This is a genomic window from Bifidobacterium sp. A11, assembly GCF_000499185.1.
Classification (GTDB): domain Bacteria; phylum Actinomycetota; class Actinomycetes; order Actinomycetales; family Bifidobacteriaceae; genus Bombiscardovia; species Bombiscardovia mizhiensis.
On record NZ_AWUO01000001.1, the window covers coordinates 39,762 to 55,057 of the forward strand.

At 60.7% G+C, this 15,296-nt stretch carries 12 protein-coding genes, 1 tRNA gene and 1 pseudogene; 1 reads left to right on the forward strand and 13 read right to left on the reverse strand.

All coding sequences use genetic code 11. The features are described 5' to 3' along the window. The first annotated feature begins 1,411 nt into the window (after positions 1-1,411). Positions 1,412-1,600 (forward strand): hypothetical protein, encoded by a 189-nt coding sequence (locus tag P273_RS0100160; protein WP_024626510.1) that lies wholly within the window; start codon positions 1,412-1,414, stop codon positions 1,598-1,600. A gap of 176 nt (positions 1,601-1,776) precedes the next feature. Here the strand turns inward: P273_RS0100160 and P273_RS0100165 are convergent. The 13 genes and pseudogenes from P273_RS0100165 to argB all read right to left on the reverse strand — a co-directional run bounded on the left by P273_RS0100165 (position 1,777) and on the right by argB (position 15,247). Beyond that, positions 1,777-1,853: transfer RNA gene (locus tag P273_RS0100165), tRNA-Arg, on the reverse strand. Positions 1,854-1,960: 107 nt separating this feature from the next. Continuing rightward, the gene (locus P273_RS0100170) at positions 1,961-2,719 is read right to left on the reverse strand and encodes a TlyA family RNA methyltransferase (RefSeq protein WP_029675944.1); all 759 of its coding nucleotides are present in this window, start codon (positions 2,717-2,719) and stop codon (positions 1,961-1,963) included. A gap of 47 nt (positions 2,720-2,766) precedes the next feature. Beyond that, positions 2,767-2,910, reverse strand: coding sequence for a hypothetical protein (locus P273_RS09905; protein ID WP_155804657.1), 144 nt, complete (start codon positions 2,908-2,910; stop codon positions 2,767-2,769). Between the two features lie 182 nt (positions 2,911-3,092). Then, positions 3,093-4,157 (reverse strand): HAD-IIA family hydrolase, encoded by a 1,065-nt coding sequence (locus P273_RS0100180; RefSeq protein ID WP_024626512.1) that lies wholly within the window; start codon positions 4,155-4,157, stop codon positions 3,093-3,095. Next, entirely contained in the window at positions 4,154-6,265 is a 2,112-nt protein-coding gene (locus P273_RS10120; RefSeq protein ID WP_024626513.1) for a lipopolysaccharide assembly protein LapB, read from the reverse strand. The genes P273_RS0100180 and P273_RS10120 overlap by 4 nt, the downstream gene beginning before the upstream one ends. Positions 6,266-6,288: 23 nt before the next feature. Beyond that, entirely contained in the window at positions 6,289-7,620 is a 1,332-nt protein-coding gene (gene tyrS / locus P273_RS0100190) for a tyrosine--tRNA ligase (RefSeq protein WP_024626514.1), read from the reverse strand. A gap of 248 nt (positions 7,621-7,868) precedes the next feature. Beyond that, positions 7,869-8,600, reverse strand: a complete 732-nt coding sequence (locus P273_RS0100195; RefSeq protein ID WP_024626515.1) for an SGNH/GDSL hydrolase family protein — start codon at positions 8,598-8,600, stop codon at positions 7,869-7,871. 93 nt (positions 8,601-8,693) lie between these two features. Continuing rightward, positions 8,694-10,139: an argininosuccinate lyase gene (gene argH, locus P273_RS0100200; RefSeq protein WP_081709221.1), complete on the reverse strand. Its 1,446-nt coding sequence runs from the start codon at positions 10,137-10,139 to the stop codon at positions 8,694-8,696. A gap of 17 nt (positions 10,140-10,156) precedes the next feature. Next, positions 10,157-11,392 (reverse strand): argininosuccinate synthase, encoded by a 1,236-nt coding sequence (locus P273_RS0100205; protein ID WP_024626517.1) that lies wholly within the window; start codon positions 11,390-11,392, stop codon positions 10,157-10,159. Positions 11,393-11,457: 65 nt separating this feature from the next. Continuing rightward, a complete protein-coding gene (locus tag P273_RS0100210; protein ID WP_024626518.1) occupies positions 11,458-11,994 on the reverse strand; it encodes an arginine repressor in 537 nt (178 codons plus the stop codon). Then, complete coding sequence (argF, locus tag P273_RS0100215; RefSeq protein ID WP_024626519.1) at positions 11,994-12,968, reverse strand: ornithine carbamoyltransferase; 975 nt, start codon at positions 12,966-12,968, stop codon at positions 11,994-11,996. Before argF ends, P273_RS0100210 begins: the two co-directional genes overlap by 1 nt. 47 nt (positions 12,969-13,015) lie before the next feature. Next, positions 13,016-14,311 carry an acetylornithine transaminase gene (locus tag P273_RS0100220; protein ID WP_155804658.1) on the reverse strand — a complete coding sequence of 432 codons (1,296 nt, stop codon included), beginning with the start codon at positions 14,309-14,311 and terminating at the stop codon, positions 13,016-13,018. Next, positions 14,298-15,247 (reverse strand): annotated as a pseudogene (gene argB / locus P273_RS09170) (acetylglutamate kinase). Before argB ends, P273_RS0100220 begins: the two are co-directional and overlap by 14 nt. Between the last annotated feature and the right edge of the window lie 49 nt (positions 15,248-15,296).

The following is a 15,296-nucleotide window of genomic DNA, read 5'->3' on the forward strand; positions in this document are numbered from 1 at the left end:
TACACTTCAAAATACTCCCGTACAAAAAGACTTCCCCGACCTGATTACCGTTTCGGTTCGAGAAGCTTTTTTATCAGTACAACACCATTTAATCTGACAGCCATCCTGATGAGGCTATAGACGCTCTGAAGCCTGCGGCTAGAGCCTCTTAAGTCGCGGAGATGAAGCCTCCAATCTCGAGATATCCGAGATCATAAAGCCCTGCTGACAATGGAAGCGATCCAACTACCCGTTTATACAATAATGCGCATCTAGCCGCAAAAAAAGAAGTGTAGCGGTCTATATCTCTTTGCAAGATGCTCAGGCATGGGATTATCTGCCGCATTATTTTCTCTTTACTGATAACATTTTGGGGGTGATGGTGATTTAAAGCTGAACCTGTGGTTCAACATAACCATTGGCAAAACGCTCCAATAGGAAAGCATGAATGACTTCACGCCAAAACCAGCGGGACCATCCTCATCAATCGGATACTCAATTACTGCTGGCACGCTACTAGCTCGTCCACGAATTCGTCTACTGCTAGCATGCCGACATCACCCAATCGGGAGTGCACAAGCTGCGCATGGAGGACCTAGCACAATGAGAAAACTGAACTCAAGCTCTTAGAATCAGTCGAGTACCACGCAGATGAAACCATATACCAAGGAAATTCCTATCAAATCGTGTATGAGCACGACGTGCCCTCTAAATCATCCAAGACTACCCACAGATACTTTACTCAAACCGCTAGTATCACAATGCAAATTGGCAGTCAAATCAACTATGCTTTTTCTGCAGAACGGCTAAATAATCTACTGATAGTCACAGCAAACAGAGAGATAAACCGTGGAAGCTAGTCGCTGCCAGCACAGCCGCGTTAGCTCTTCCACCGGTTATGTTAGCTACCGTGCAGCCACCGGCACTACAACTCAACCAATAAACTAAACAGCAGATACTTCGCAGAACCTAAGAAAAATAGTAGAGGCAATGTCTTCAACCATGTGAATGACGAAGTCAATTTCACCGTCGAGAATGCCGAGGGTCTGGCATCTTGGACTGTCGCTGGAATCGATCTGAACGTGAAATACACCGAATCCTACCAAGCTCAAGTAAAAAAAACGATAACCTTATTGCGCTCAACGTGACAGTCTCAACAACTCCAAAACTCACGAATCGCATATACTGTTCTTTCGGCATAAGTTCAAGCAACCTATGTAAGCGCATCCAAAAAGACGGCACACTATGGAACGAGGAATTGCTTAACAGCTCTACCGAATTCCGCGCACCCACGAGATTAGAGCCTGCCAGTGGATATCTGTCTTGGTGCCAAAGTACAAGGAAAGTTAATACTTGAAGTGCTCGCACAGCCTGTTATCTGGCCCCCCTCAGATAGACGCGAATGAGAGCATCTGTTCCAATAAACTGCCGCATGCATACCCACAACCCCAGACGCTCACTCAAGGCGCGAACCACGGGCAAGTGGAAGCAGCAGGCGAAGAAGGCCCTCATACCCGGATATGGAAAGAAGGGCATGGGGTGGATACGAAACCCTAAGAAAGCCGCCTACAACAAGATCTACCGGAAGACCACGTTCAGCATCTGGGGCCTGTTCAAGTAAGACTAAAAATGAGCCCCGCTTCGGCGGGGCTTTTTCTATGCTCCGGAAGTGTCAGAATACTCCTCGGACTAATCTGATGCAATTTAGTATACATTTAGTATACATTTTGGAGCTTGCGGGCCTTGGCGAAGGTAAAGGAAAAGCCCCGCAGCCTTTGTGGCTGTAGGGCTTCCGTGTGGTGCGCCAGACAGGATTCGAACCTGCAACCTGCTGATCCGTAGTCAGCTGCTCTAATCCGTTGGGCTACTGGCGCATGTCATCTTGACGAGGAACTCGTTTTTGACAACTCATTTATACTACCGCAATTGTGGATTCTGTCCAGTCTGGTGTGTCGCGCAGAAGGCGGTGAACCGCAGAGCTTCAGGCCGACTGAGACCAGGACAGCCAAAGCAGATATTCCACGTTGCCATGAGCTCCGGTTATGGGCGATGGCATAGTGGCACGTACAGCGAATCCATGCTCGCGCGCACAGGCCAAGACGCGATCCAGAGCCTCTTGCCTGCGATCCTCGTCCGTCACAATGCCATGATGGCCCAGCAGGCTACGTCCGACCTCGAACTGGGGCTTGACCAGCAACAAGCAGTTAGCATCAGGCGCCAGCAACCCAGGCAGTACGGGAATGACATAGGTCAGCGAGATGAAGGACACATCCGAGACCACATATTCCGGACGATACGGCAGGTCGCCCGGCTGGACTTCGCGTATGTTGACACCGCTCATGTCAATTACCCTAGGGTCAGCGGCAATCCGTTCAAGCAACTGTCCATGGCCCACATCAAGGGCTATAACCCGCTTGGCACCATGCCTGAGCAGAACGTCGGTGAAACCACCCGTAGACGCCCCGATATCGAGGCAGAGCCTGTCCTGCGGACCGGGCATCCCCTGCGCCGCAAAAGTCGTCAGGGCACCCTCCAGCTTCAGTGCTCCCCGGGAGGCATAGTCATCGCCCGGATCCAGAAGGATCACATCGCCTGGCTGGACACTCTGAGCAGGCCTTGATGCCTGATGATCGTTGACCGTAACCCGGCCCTGCCGAATCAGCGCCTGAGCTCTGGCCCGCGAATCCGTCAGTCCCTGTGCAGGCAAGATGCGATCAAGCCGGTCGCGAGCAAGTGCCACGGTTCTTCGGCGACCATCCCCAGCGCTGACGACCGTATCCTCATCGTTCACTTGCCCTCCCGATTCAGATCCTGCTGAAGCCCGACCAGCACCTTGCCGAGCATCTCAACCTGTTGGGCATCGTTCAGATCGTCCAATTTCGCCAAATCAGGGAAACGCTCCAAAAGAGGGGCCATGGCTTGCTTATCCATGGGCTCTTCAGACGCTGACGCAGTTGTATTCTCGTCTTCTGTCTGTGAGGATCGTCTAGAATGCTCAGCCTCAACAGGCTGCCCGGTCTGGCCGGACTGCTCAGACAGCCCGTAGTCATTGGTACCTTGCGAAGATCCACTCGCTCCAAGCTGTCCTGACTTGACTTCTTCCGACATGGACGCTACGCCCCGATGACAAAGGCAGGCAAATCCAGCAAATCCATATCGCCACCACGATCCTGATACTCCCAGAGCGCACAGGCACAGGCCCGCACAGCATCCAGATCAGATATGGGGTCGCTACCGTCCTCAAGAGCACGCAAGGTGACATGCCCGTCATCATCCACCTTTGCGGTTTGGTCGCCGCAGTGCCAGATCTGGTCTGCCTCCTTGCTGGGCTGTGGCTGCGACTCGGCCAGGCCACGCAGGTCTTCAGCCAGATAGGTCGGCCGCCACTTGGCTGGTGCAGTCAGAATGGCGGGTGTTCGAGCCACACCCGTCAGGACGAGCATAGAGTCGTATCCGCCCCGGTTGGCTGCCTCGATGTCGGTGTCCAGACGATCGCCCACAGGCAAGCATCGGTCAATGTCCAGGATCTTCTTCTGGTCGCCGGCCAAAAGCTGCCGAGCCTCGTCATACATGGCCGATTCCGGCTTGCCCGCCGAGTCCTCCGGCTGCTTGCCAGTAGCCAGAATCACCGGTTGGAGCATGGCCCCATTGCCGGGCGCCATACCGCCCTCCCGAGGCAGGGTCTGATCCTTGTTGGTGGTGAAGTAACGTGCACCGTTTTCGATGGCAAAGGCGGCCTGGGCCAGGTCCTGCCAGCTCAGTTCGGGATACCAAGCCTGGATGACAGCCTCTGGCTGGTCTGCAGCCTTATCCACGGGCACCATCCCGTTGATGCGGATCTGCTCGCGCAAATGGTCTGAACCGATGACCAGCACCCGGGCGCCCTCCTGCAGGTATCGGCGCAACATTCGTGCTGCGACGACGGCGGAAGTGATGACTTGGCCATCGTCCAGGGTCAGCCCAAACCCGCGCAGCTGATCGGCCACCACATGGGGAAACCGGGATGCGTTGTTGGTGGTATAGGCCATGCACATGCCAAGCGTCTGGGCTCGGTCGATCCCCTCGGCCGCATGCTCAACAGGGTCAGCGCCCCGGTAGACTACTCCGTCCAGATCCAGCAGAGCCAGACGGTAGATCTTTGCCGGGGCGTCTTCAGTTCCTTTAAGGAAGACGGTCATGATTCGGCCTTGGCTTCATCAGACGTATCAGATCCCTCGACCTGCTCATCCTTGGACTCTTCATTTTGATGATCGGCAGTATCGGCTTCGGATCCTGCGTCCTGGCCGGACAGATCACCATCGTCAGTAGCCGGTTCATCGGCAACAGTCGCGTCGGTTTCGTCGCCAGTCTGGTCACTTTGAGAGCCATGCCCCGAAGTTTCCACATCAAGGCGAGAAGTCTCTTCATCGGATCGCTCCACAGCATCCGACGATTCCTGCATTCCGGATTCGGACCTTGGGGATGATTCAGCTGACTCAGTCGAATCAGCTGAATCGACTGTGTCAGTCGAGTCCGCTGAATCGTTCGAAGCTACTGATTCGGGAGATTCCTCAACCTGGCTTTCATCGGCACTCTGTACCGATTCGTCAGTGACATCAGACTCAGCGACCTCAGTCTTAACTTCAGCCTCATCCGAGTCCTCCTCACCGCCATCCGGGTCAATGGAGAGATCCTCCATCATGGCCGGATCCAGGTGCTCCAGGTCGTAGTCGATCAGGATTTCCTCAGACCGCCCGTCCTTCTGGCCATCCTCGTCCTCATCTTCGTCGGCATACTCCGCTTCCAACCGATCCAGCAGGGGTTCCAGCGCAAGAGCCTCCTGGCTGCGACCAGCCTGTTCGAGGAAGTTCTGCTCGGCCTGCACGGCACGCATCCGGTAGTCGCCGCTGAGCCCGCGGGCCTTGACCAGGGCCTGAACGGTCTCGATGGCCTTGTCCCACAAGCCCAGATCGCCCAGCGCTCCGGCATAAACCAAGAACATCTCCGCCTTGGACTCGCCTTGCAGCTGGCTGCCTTCCTCGGAGGTGGCCTCCTCAATGGCCTTGCGGGGATTGCCCAGGCCACGCTCACAGTCGGCGATGAAGGGCAGGTAATCGGAATAGCCGTTCATACGGTGTGCGGTGCGGAACTCCTTCAAGGCCAGCTTGTAGTCGCCCTGACGATAAGCCACCAGGGCCAGAGTCTCACGGGCAAGATCGATCCGCGAAGCCTGCCGGGCAGCCCACTTGGCATGAGCCAAGGCCCCCTGGGGGTCGGTCTCCTCCAGCGCATAGGCGGCCAGGATGTGCAGACCAATGTTCTCGGCATGCTCCTTGCTCAGTCCGCGCAGGCGCAGGCGATCATCCTTGGAGAGCATGGACCACTCCAGGCCCTTGGGCATCTTGGGCTCGCCAGGCCGACGATCCGTGTAGGGGTTCTGCGATGGGTAGGAGATGGTCCCGTCTGAGTTGCGGCGACCGCGGTCATATCCATTCTGGCGGTCACGCTGATAAGTCCCGCGACGGTCATCACGGCGACGGTCATCGCGACCATGCTGGCCTTGGTACCTGTCGCCATGGGAACGGTCCCCCCGATAGCCGCCTTGACGTTGGTCATCACGGGAACGGTCACCATAGGAACGGTTGCCATAGTGACGATCTCCATGTGAACGCTCCTGGCGTGGACGGTCATCACGGGAGCGGTTGTTCCATGGGCGATCCCCACCGGACCGCTCATCCTTCCGACGATCAAACCTCCGGTCGTCATCCCGACGACGGTCGCTACGGAAGCCGTGACCACGATCGTGGTCACGGTCATGCCGCTGGTAGCCATATCCCGACCGACCGCGGTCGTTGTCACGATCATGATGCCCGTATCCACCATGACCGTTGGCGTGGAAGTCGCGACGAGGACGGTCACCATCCTGTCGACGATCGTGGCGGTCATCACGCCTGTCGAAGTGGCGATCCCGGTCGGAATCCCTGTGGAAGCCGCCGTGGCTATCCTGACGGTCATGCCGGTATCCGCGATGGTCGCGGTCGAACCGGTCGTGCCCGTGTCCGCGGAAGGGCCGCTGTCCTTTCCTGCCCTCGGAACGACGCTCTTCGCCGCTCTCGCCGTCATGGTTGTGGAAGTTGCCGGAACGGTGACCTCCCGAACGGTAGCCTCCGGAGCGGTATCCGCCCGAATGCGAACCGCCCTTATGGAAGCCCGAAGAGCGACGGCCGCCCGACCGGAAGCCTCCTGGGCGCGAACCGCCCCGGCCCCGTCCGCGATCGCCCCGGGAATGATTGTGTTCTTCTGCCATCAGTGTCCTTAATTCCTACGTTCCTACTTGCTGGCCCGACGCTCAAGTGCGCCCAGGGCCTTCTTTCCTCTGCGAACCAGGGCGAAGCGCCCATGCAGAAAGTCCTTGTTCTCCAAAACCTGATCCGGATCCTCGACCCGCTGGTTATTCAGGTAAAAACCGCCCGATGCCACAGTCTTGCGCGCCTCGGAGACCGAACGGAAGAGTCCGGCCGCAACCCCGGCTTCCACCAGACGCTGGCCCTCGCTGGCTGCGGGCAGAGCTCGCCCGCCTTGGCCATCATCGACCTTGAGCCCGTCCAGAGCAGAATCCAGCACATCCTCGTCCAGCTCCTCCAGGGTCTTGCCGCGACCGAAGAGGGCACCCGAGGCATCAATGGCCCCTTGGGCGGCATGCTCGCCATGCACATATGAGGTCACCTGCCAGGCCAGAACCTTCTGGGCCTCGCGCGCGCCCGGATCCTGGGCGGTCCTCTCCTCCAGACGCTCGATCTCGGCCTTGGGCAGGAAGGTGAAGGTCTTCAGCAGCTTGACCACCTGGTCATCAGGCTGGTTGAACCAGAACTGGTAGAAGCGATAGGGGCTGAACATGGTGGGATCCAGCCAGACCGCGTTGCCCTCGGACTTGCCGAACTTCTTGCCCTGGGAATCGGTGATCAATGGGCTGGTCATGACGTTGACGGAGGCATTGCGAACCTTGCGAATCAGGTCCAGGCCGCTGGTCAGGTTCCCCCACTGGTCGCTGCCGCCCAGCTGCAGGCTGCATCCGTAGCGGTCGAAGAGCTCCAGGAAATCGTTGCCCTGAAGCACCTGGTAGCTGAACTCGGTAAAGGAGATGCCCTCGTCGGAGTCCAGACGGCGGGCAACCGTGTCCTTGGCCAGCATGGTGCCCATGCGGAAGTTCTTGCCCACATCGCGCAGGAAGTCGATGGTGCTCATGGACCCGGTCCACTCATAATTATTGACAAACCGGACGGGATTCTCACCTTTGGTGTCCAGGAAGCGCCCGATCTGGCCACGCAGGCGCTCGGTCCATTCGGCCACGGTCTGCTTGGGGTTCAGGGTACGCTCCCCCGACTGCCGGGGATCACCGATCAGCCCGGTGGCTCCGCCCACAACGGCGATGGGATGCAGACCGGCAGCCTGCAGGTGGCGCATGTTGAGCAGCTGGACCAGATTGCCCACGTGCAGTGAGGGGGCCGTGGGGTCAAATCCGCAATAATAGGTCACCGAAGGGTCGGCCAGCACCTTCCTGAGCTCGGACTCGTCCGTGCACTGGGCAATGAGACCGCGCCACTTGAGTTCGTCGAAAAGCGAGTCGAAACCCGCCTGCCTGAAATCGGTGACCTGCGACATGAGAGGCTACTCCCTATCGAATATTTGATGAATGTATGCTAAACCCTACTATTCTTGCAACAGATACCGACACGGCAGGGCCTTGGACAGCCGCAGACAAGTCCGCACCAAGCCGGAATTCCCGAGGAATGAAGCTGGGTTGATTATTCATTGCGGATCAGACGCTGTCGATTGACTCTTGACCGCCGACTATTGACCTATGGCAGGGCGACCAGAAGGAACCTCTCAGCGTAATCGCTGTATTCAAGTCAGGAATGTACAGACACAGACAACTGATCAATCAGGTCTTGGGGAATATGGTCGACCACGCAGGCGGCCATACGCCGGTACCCCTGGACCCCCGGATGGAAGTGATCGATACCCCAGAAGTCGGGTCGGTCAGTGCCAACGTCGTCGCGGGTGGCATCCACGAAAGGCACCGAGGCCTCTTGGCAAACCTGACGGCTGGTCTGCGTCTGGCGGGCTATCCGACGCTCCACCTCGGCCCTGAGCGCCCGGCCCAGAGCAGGATCCCGATAGAGCTGACCGGAGCTCAGGACCAGCACCTGGCGGCCCTTGTCTTTAGCCAGCTCGATGCTGGCAGCCAGGTCATCCCGCCACTGCTCATCGGTGCGGTTGGCCATGATGTCGTTTGATCCTGCACACAGAACCAGTAGATCAGGATGGTCCTGCAAAGCGGGCAGGAATCGGTAGCGCACCCTGCGGATGGTGGCCCCCAACCGACCCTGGGTCGACCAGGATACCGGGCGCCCCAACCGGGTGGCCAGGCAGGCGGCTATGTCAGGGACGAAGCCCTGGCTCTGGTCCTTCACCCCGCAGCCGACCGCCATGGAGTCGCCCACCACCAGCATGGTCAGCGGCTCCAGGTCGCGGCCTTGATCCGGTGGCGAGCACAACCCTTGGCGTGAGCCGGGCGGCTCCTTGGCCAGAGTGATGTGCTGTTTGGCCCACCAGGCCTGGACCAGTGCCACCGGATTCATGTTCGCCGCCGCCTTTCGCTCTTTACCTTCCCTCTTGGGGAATTGCCGTTCGGAATTTTAACGCGGCTACCGGTCTGGCGGAAACCAGAAAGCTCACTTGGGCGGACGGTAGGCGGACCCATCAGACTGCGAGTCGGCGAAAGCCTTCAGATCCTTCAGCGCATCTGCAGCCTGGTCCATCTGCTCCTTGACCCTCTCCGGTGCGGTGCCCCCTTGGCCTTGGCGAGCGCGCACGGCCCCCCCGGCGGTCAGCACAGAGCGGACCTCAGGAGCCCGATCGGCGGGCACCCAGTCAGCGAAGACTCTGATGAAATCATCATCATCCAGGTCGGCCAGCTCGCAACCACGCCCCTCGGCCAGCTTGACGCAAGCTCCGGAGAGCTCGTGGGCATGCCGGAAGGGCACTCCTTGCCTGACCAGCCATTCGGCCAGGTCGGTGGCCAGGGCGAATCCTGTGGGTGCCTGCTCCTCCAGCCGATCCTTGTTGAAGGTCAAAGTGGCGACCATGCCGGCAAAGGCGGGCAGCAGGACCTCCAGGGTATCCACCTGGTCGAAGACCGCCTCCTTGTCCTCCTGCAGGTCGCGCGCATAGGCTGTCGGCAGCCCCTTGAGAGTGGTCAGCAGGCCAGCGAGATCCCCGACCAGTCGACCGGCCTTGCCGCGAGCCAGCTCGGCCACGTCCGGATTCTTCTTCTGAGGCATGATGGAGGACCCGGTCGAATAGCCGTCGTCCAGGCGAACGAAGGCGAACTCCTGGGTGTTCCAGATGATGATCTCCTCGGCCAGCCTAGATAGGTCCACGCCGATCATGGCGGCGACGAAGGCGAATTCGGCCACCACATCCCTGGCAGCAGTCCCGTCGATGGAGTTGGCGCAGACCCGGCTAAAGCCCAGATCCCGGGCCACTGGCAGGGGGTCCAGACCAAGGGTGGTGCCAGCCAGCGCACCCGATCCGTATGGACTGGCATCGGCACGCTGATCCCAGTCCCTCAGACGCTCCAGGTCACGAACCAAGGGCCAGACATGGGCCATGAGCTGGTGGGCCAGCAGAACTGGTTGGGCGTGCTGCATGTGGGTGCGGCCAGGCATGACCGTGGTACCCGCCGCCCTGGCCTGATCCATCAGAGCCTGGGCCGTGCGCAGTAAATCCTTGGCCAGCACCCGGGCGTGACGACGCAGCCAGATCCGAATCAGGGTGGCAATCTGATCGTTGCGCGAGCGCCCGGCCCGCAGCTTGCCGCCCAGCTGGTCCCCTGCAATATCGATCAGGCCGCGTTCCAGCGCCGTGGCCTCGTCCTCATCGCCAGGTTCAGGGGCGAAGGCGCCGGAGTCCACCTGATCCTGAAGCTCATCCAGGGCCTGTTCCATACGTGCCAGCTCGCCATCGTCCAGCAACCCAACACGGTTGAGGGCCCGAGCGTGGGCCCGGGAACCGGCAAGGTCGTCATCGGCCAGTCGCCAGTCGAACTGGGTGGACCGGCTGAGCTCAACCAACGCCGGCGAGGGACCACCGCTGAAGCGCCCGCCCCAGAGGGCCATAGGCTTGTCGCCGGTGCTCACTGCTCTTGTCCGTCCTGCGCGATGCCGTTGCCGAAGCGCATGTCACGGGCGGCGGCCACCTTGTCGGCCAGGCCGTAGATGGCGATGAACCCGTTGGAGGCGTTCTGGTCGAAGCTGTCGCCGGACTCGTAGGTGGCCAGGCTGTAGTCGTATAGGGAGCTGTCGGAGTGCCGACCGGTGACCACGGCCCGCCCCCCGTGCATGACCATGCGGATGCGGCCGGAGACATAGCGCTGGGTCTCCTCGATGAAGGCGTTCAGGGAGCGGACGGCCGGCGAGTACCACTGGGCGTCGTAGACCAGCTCGCCCCAGCGCTTGTCGATGTCGCGCTTGATCCGGTGCTGTTCGCGCTCCAAGCAGCAGTTCTCCAGCTCCTGGTGGGCGGTGATCAGGGCAATGGCCCCGGGTGCTTCATAGAGCTCGCGGGACTTGATACCCACCAGCCTGTCCTCGATCAGATCCACACGTCCGATCCCCTGGGCTCCAGCCCGGCGGTTCATCTCCTCGATGGCCTCCAGAGGCGTGACAGCCCTGCCGTCGATGCGCACGGGGATGCCCTGCTCGAAGTCGATGGTCACCTCATCTTCGACCGGTGGAAAGGCAGGATCGTCGGTGTAGGAGTAGACATCCTTGGTGGGCCCATTCCAGGGATCCTCCAGATAGCCGGTCTCGATGGCCCGTCCCCAGACGTTCTGATCGATGGAATAGGGGCTCTCCTCGGTCTGCTCGATGGGCAGGTGGTGCTCCTTGGCGTAGGCAATCTCCACATCCCTCATCAATCCCAGGTCACGGATGGGGCTGATGGCCTTCAGCGAGGGGTCGATGGACATGATGGAGACCTCGAAACGGACCTGGTCGTTGCCCTTGCCGGTGCAGCCGTGGGCTATGGTGTCAGCACCGTACTGGTGAGCAGCCTGGACCAGATGCTTGGTGATCAGCGGCCTCGAGATTGCCGATACCAGCGGGTAGACACCCTCATACATGGCATTGGCCTTGAGCGCCAGCATGCAGTAATCCCTGGCGAACTCGTCCCGGGCATCCACCACGACGGACTCAACGGCTCCGCAGTCCAGGGCCCGCTGGCGGATGGTCTGCAGACGCTCGCCGCCTTGGCCCACATCCAGGGAGACGGCCACCACATCCTTGCCGGTGCGCTCCTTGAGGTAGGGAATGGACACCGAGGTGTCCAGGCCGCCCGAGTAGGCCAGCACGATGCGATTGTTTTCGGTCATGGCGATCCTCTTTCCTTGTAATTTCACACTTGCAGATATAGATATTCAGTTCGTGCTTCCAGCGATCATCGGGCCTTGACATCCTCCTGGCCGGAGACGATGGTCATGAGCCAGTCGGCCCGGGATGAAGCCGATTCATCGTCTGCAGCGATGATCAGAATCGTGTCGTCCCCGGCTATGGTGCCCAGAATTCCATTGATGGGCTGGCGGTCCAGGGCGGAAGCCGCATACTGGGCGGCACCGGCCGGGGTTCTGACCACCAGCAGGTTGCGGGCCCGGCCCACCGAAGTGATCAGCCCAGTCAGAATCTTGGCCAGGTAGGCATCGGTCTTGTTCTCCCCCTCGACTTCAGGTCCCTCTGCGGCAGCGGCCTCCATGGCCTGCTGGTCGGTCGTGGCGGGAATCCAGTAGGCCATACTGCCGTCTGCATACCGCAACTTGGTGGCATGCAGGTCGTCCAGGTCCCGGCTCAGGGTGGCCTGGGTCACCTCGATGCCCTGCTCTGCCAGCAGGGCTGACAGCTGCTGCTGGGAGTTGACCCGATGTCGGCTCAGAGCCTGGCGGATGGCATCCAGCCGGGCCACCTTGGTCGTCGGACGCATCAGCACACCCCCTGCAGGAGGGATTCGTCACCCCGGGAGCGGGCCACCAGCCAGGTCATCAGGGCCTTCTGGGCGTGCAGTCGGTTTTCCGCCTCGTCCCAGACCACGGACTGTGGGCCGTCAATGACCTCAGCCGTCACCTCCCGGCCCCTGTATGCGGGCAGGCAGTGCTGGAAGAGGGCATCCGGGCGGGCATGGGCCATAAGTTGAGCGTTGACCTGATAGGGCAAGAAGGGATGGGAGCGGATGGCGTACTGATCCTCCTCGCCCATGGAGACCCAGGTGTCAGTGAAGACGCAGTCGGCGTCCTCCACGGCCTGGACCGGATCCGTGGTGACCAGAATGGATCCTCCGTTTTCAGCGGCCAGAGTCCGCGCCTGTTCCACCAGGTTTGGATCGGGCAGGAAGCCGTTGGGTCCGGCAATCCGCACGTTCATACCGGCTACTGCCCCGGCCAGCAGATAGGAGTTGGCCATGTTGTTGGCTGCATCACCCAGGTAGGCGATGGTCATGCCAGCCAGGGCGTCGACCCCACCCCGATGCTGTGCCAGGGTCAGGAAGTCGGCCAGAACCTGGCAGGGATGGAAGGAGTCGGTCAGCGCGTTGATGACGGGCACGGTGGCATGTGCAGCCATGGTCTCCACCCGATCCTGGCCAAAGGTGCGCCAGACTATGGTGGACGTCATCCGGGTCAGCACGTTGGAAGTGTCCGCCACGGGCTCGCCACGGCCCAGCTGCGAGCCAGAGCTGTCGATGACCATGGGATAGCCGCCCAGCTGGGCCACTCCCACGCAGAAGCTTGTCCTGGTGCGCGTGCTGGGCTTGTCGAAGATGATGGCCACGGCCTGAGGTCCCTGATAGGGCTGGGACAAATAGGGATTTGCCCTGAAAGCCATGCCCAGTCGAAGGACCTCCAACTGCTCCTCGTGGTTGAGGTCGTCGTCACGCAGCATGTGCCGCAAACCCTTGTTCATCTCTGCCTCCCTATCGCTATGATTATGCACGTCATTGATGGCTGATCTCACTGATCATCCTGCCGCAAGCCCTTGTCCGCGAGACTGGCCGGAGCCTTGGACAGAATATCCACGGCCAGGTCGATCTGATCGGCCTCGATGATCAGGGGCGGAGCCAGACGCAGGGCATCGGGGGCCACCGCGTTGACAATCAGCCCATGGTCCAGGGCCCCGGAGGCCAGATCCCCGGCACAGGGAGCGCTCAGCTGGACAGCATCCAACAGTCCCCTGCCTCTGACCTGGGTATAGAGAGGATTGCCGCAGTCGGTAAGGCCGGCGCGCAACCTCTCGCCCATCTGCCGCGCCCGTTCCAGCAGGCCCTCCCGCTGGATGGTCTCCAAGGTGGTCAGTGCCAGAGCCGACCCCAGGGGATTGCCGCCGAAGGTGGACCCGTGCATGCCCGGGGTCAGCAGACCTGACGGCCCAGGGCCGAAGGTGATCATCCCGCCCATGGGGAATCCGCCTGCCACCCCCTTGGCGAAGGTGAGTACGTCCGGGCAGGCTCCTCCGGACAAGCTCTGGTCCTGGAAGGCGAACCAGTGGCCGGTCCTGCCCATGCCGGTCTGCACCTCGTCCAGAATCATCAGGGCTCCATGCCGGCTACAGAGCTCACGCACCTGCCGAACGTAGTCAGGATTCAGCGGCAGCACCCCGGCCTCTCCCTGAATGAGCTCCAGAATGACGGCAGCCACCGGCTCTCCCGAGGTCTCCCCCTGTGCGAAGGCCTCCTCTATAGCCACGCCGTCTTCTGCCGGCAGGAAGCCCATACCCGGAACCAAGGGCTGGAAGGGCTCACGGATGGCCGGCTTCCATGTCAGGCTCAAGGAGCCCATGCTGCGGCCGTGGAAACTATGGGTCAGAGCCAGGATCCGACCGGGATGCCCGCCCATGCGAGCGCCATGCAGCCGGGCAAGCTTGATGGCCGCCTCATTGGCCTCGGTCCCCGAGTTGGCGAAGAAGACGCGTGATCCCTCCGGTGCCTGAGCCAGGTCCAGCAGCCGTTCGGCCAGCTCAATCTGAGGTTGAGAGGCGAAGAAGTTGCTGATGTGGGCCATCTTCCCAGCCTGCTCAGCCAGTGCCTTGTTCCAGGCAGGATGGGCGTAGCCCAGGGCATTGACCGCGATTCCGGCCATCATGTCCAGATACCGGTTGCCGTCCAGGTCCCAGATCCAGGCGCCTCGACCATGGTCCATGACCCTGCCCGGCCGACCGAAGACCTGCATGTGGACGCGGTCATAGCGGTCTGCCCATTGACTGCTCTGCGGCCCCTCGGGAGTCCTCATAGGTGCATCAGCCTTCGTCATGGCTCCTCCTCATGATCATGTCCTTGCCCGGTACGACCACCGTGCCGATGCCGTTGCGGGTGAAGATCTCGTTGAGCATGGAATGCGGTCGCCGTCCGTCGATGACGTGGGCCGTCTCCCACCCCCGGAGCGCACGGCCTGCAGGCAGGCCTCCATCTTGGGGCGCATCCCCTCATGCATGTCCTCCAACATATCCTCCAGCCGGTCCACCCCGATGCTGGAGACCAGGGAGTCGGCCTGGGGCCAGTTGGCGTACAGTCCCTCCACATCGGTGAGAATGACCAGTTTCCGGGCCCCCAAAGCTACTGCCAGAGCCGAAGCTGCCGCATCGGCATTCACATTGAGCACCTGGGTGGGATCCTGCTCGTCGGGAGCCACAGAGGAGACGACGGGAATTCGCCCGGCATCGATCAGATCCTCGACGGCCGAGGCATCCACGCCCACGACCTCGCCCACCAGGCCCAAATCAACCGGCTTGCCATCCGCCATACCGGTACGACGAGCCGCACTGAAGAGGCCAGCATCCTCACCTGACAGGCCGACAGCCATGGGGCCGTGGGCATTGATGGCACCGACCAGATCCCTGCCCACCTGTCCGGTCAGCACCATGCGAACCACCTTCATGGTCTCCGGTGTAGTCACCCGCAGGCCGCCGCGGAAGACCGAGGGGATGCCCAGGGCCTGGAGCATGCTGGAGATCTGCGGGCCACCGCCGTGCACCACCACCGGATGCATGCCCACCTGCCTCAGGAAGACCATGTCCTGGGCAAAGCACTGCCGAAGATGGTCGTCCACCATGGCATGGCCACCGTATTTGACTACGATCCGCTGGCCGGCGAACTCCTCCAGCCAGGGCAGGGCCTCGATGAGCACCTGGGCCTTGCGGGCGTCATCCAAGGCTTTTTCAGCTTCGGCTTTCTGCTCGTCATCCGCCATCCTCTTCCCCTTCCTTATGACCATCTTCCGATTGCTGCAGCTCTTGGCA

What these genes read in the sequence shown, in the direction of transcription:
- P273_RS0100160 (WP_024626510.1), top strand. Translation starts at nt 1,412, where the DNA reads ATGCATACCCACAACCCCAGACGCTCACTCAAGGCGCGAACCACGGGC.
- P273_RS09905 (WP_155804657.1), bottom strand. Translation starts at nt 2,910, where the DNA reads ATGGATAAGCAAGCCATGGCCCCTCTTTTGGAGCGTTTCCCTGATTTG.
- P273_RS0100180 (WP_024626512.1), bottom strand. Translation starts at nt 4,157, where the DNA reads ATGACCGTCTTCCTTAAAGGAACTGAAGACGCCCCGGCAAAGATCTAC.
- P273_RS10120 (WP_024626513.1), bottom strand. Translation starts at nt 6,265, where the DNA reads ATGGCAGAAGAACACAATCATTCCCGGGGCGATCGCGGACGGGGCCGG.
- tyrS (WP_024626514.1), bottom strand. Translation starts at nt 7,620, where the DNA reads ATGTCGCAGGTCACCGATTTCAGGCAGGCGGGTTTCGACTCGCTTTTC.
- P273_RS0100195 (WP_024626515.1), bottom strand. Translation starts at nt 8,600, where the DNA reads ATGAATCCGGTGGCACTGGTCCAGGCCTGGTGGGCCAAACAGCACATC.
- argH (WP_081709221.1), bottom strand. Translation starts at nt 10,139, where the DNA reads ATGGCCCTCTGGGGCGGGCGCTTCAGCGGTGGTCCCTCGCCGGCGTTG.
- P273_RS0100205 (WP_024626517.1), bottom strand. Translation starts at nt 11,392, where the DNA reads ATGACCGAAAACAATCGCATCGTGCTGGCCTACTCGGGCGGCCTGGAC.
- P273_RS0100210 (WP_024626518.1), bottom strand. Translation starts at nt 11,994, where the DNA reads ATGCGTCCGACGACCAAGGTGGCCCGGCTGGATGCCATCCGCCAGGCT.
- argF (WP_024626519.1), bottom strand. Translation starts at nt 12,968, where the DNA reads ATGAACAAGGGTTTGCGGCACATGCTGCGTGACGACGACCTCAACCAC.
- P273_RS0100220 (WP_155804658.1), bottom strand. Translation starts at nt 14,311, where the DNA reads ATGACGAAGGCTGATGCACCTATGAGGACTCCCGAGGGGCCGCAGAGC.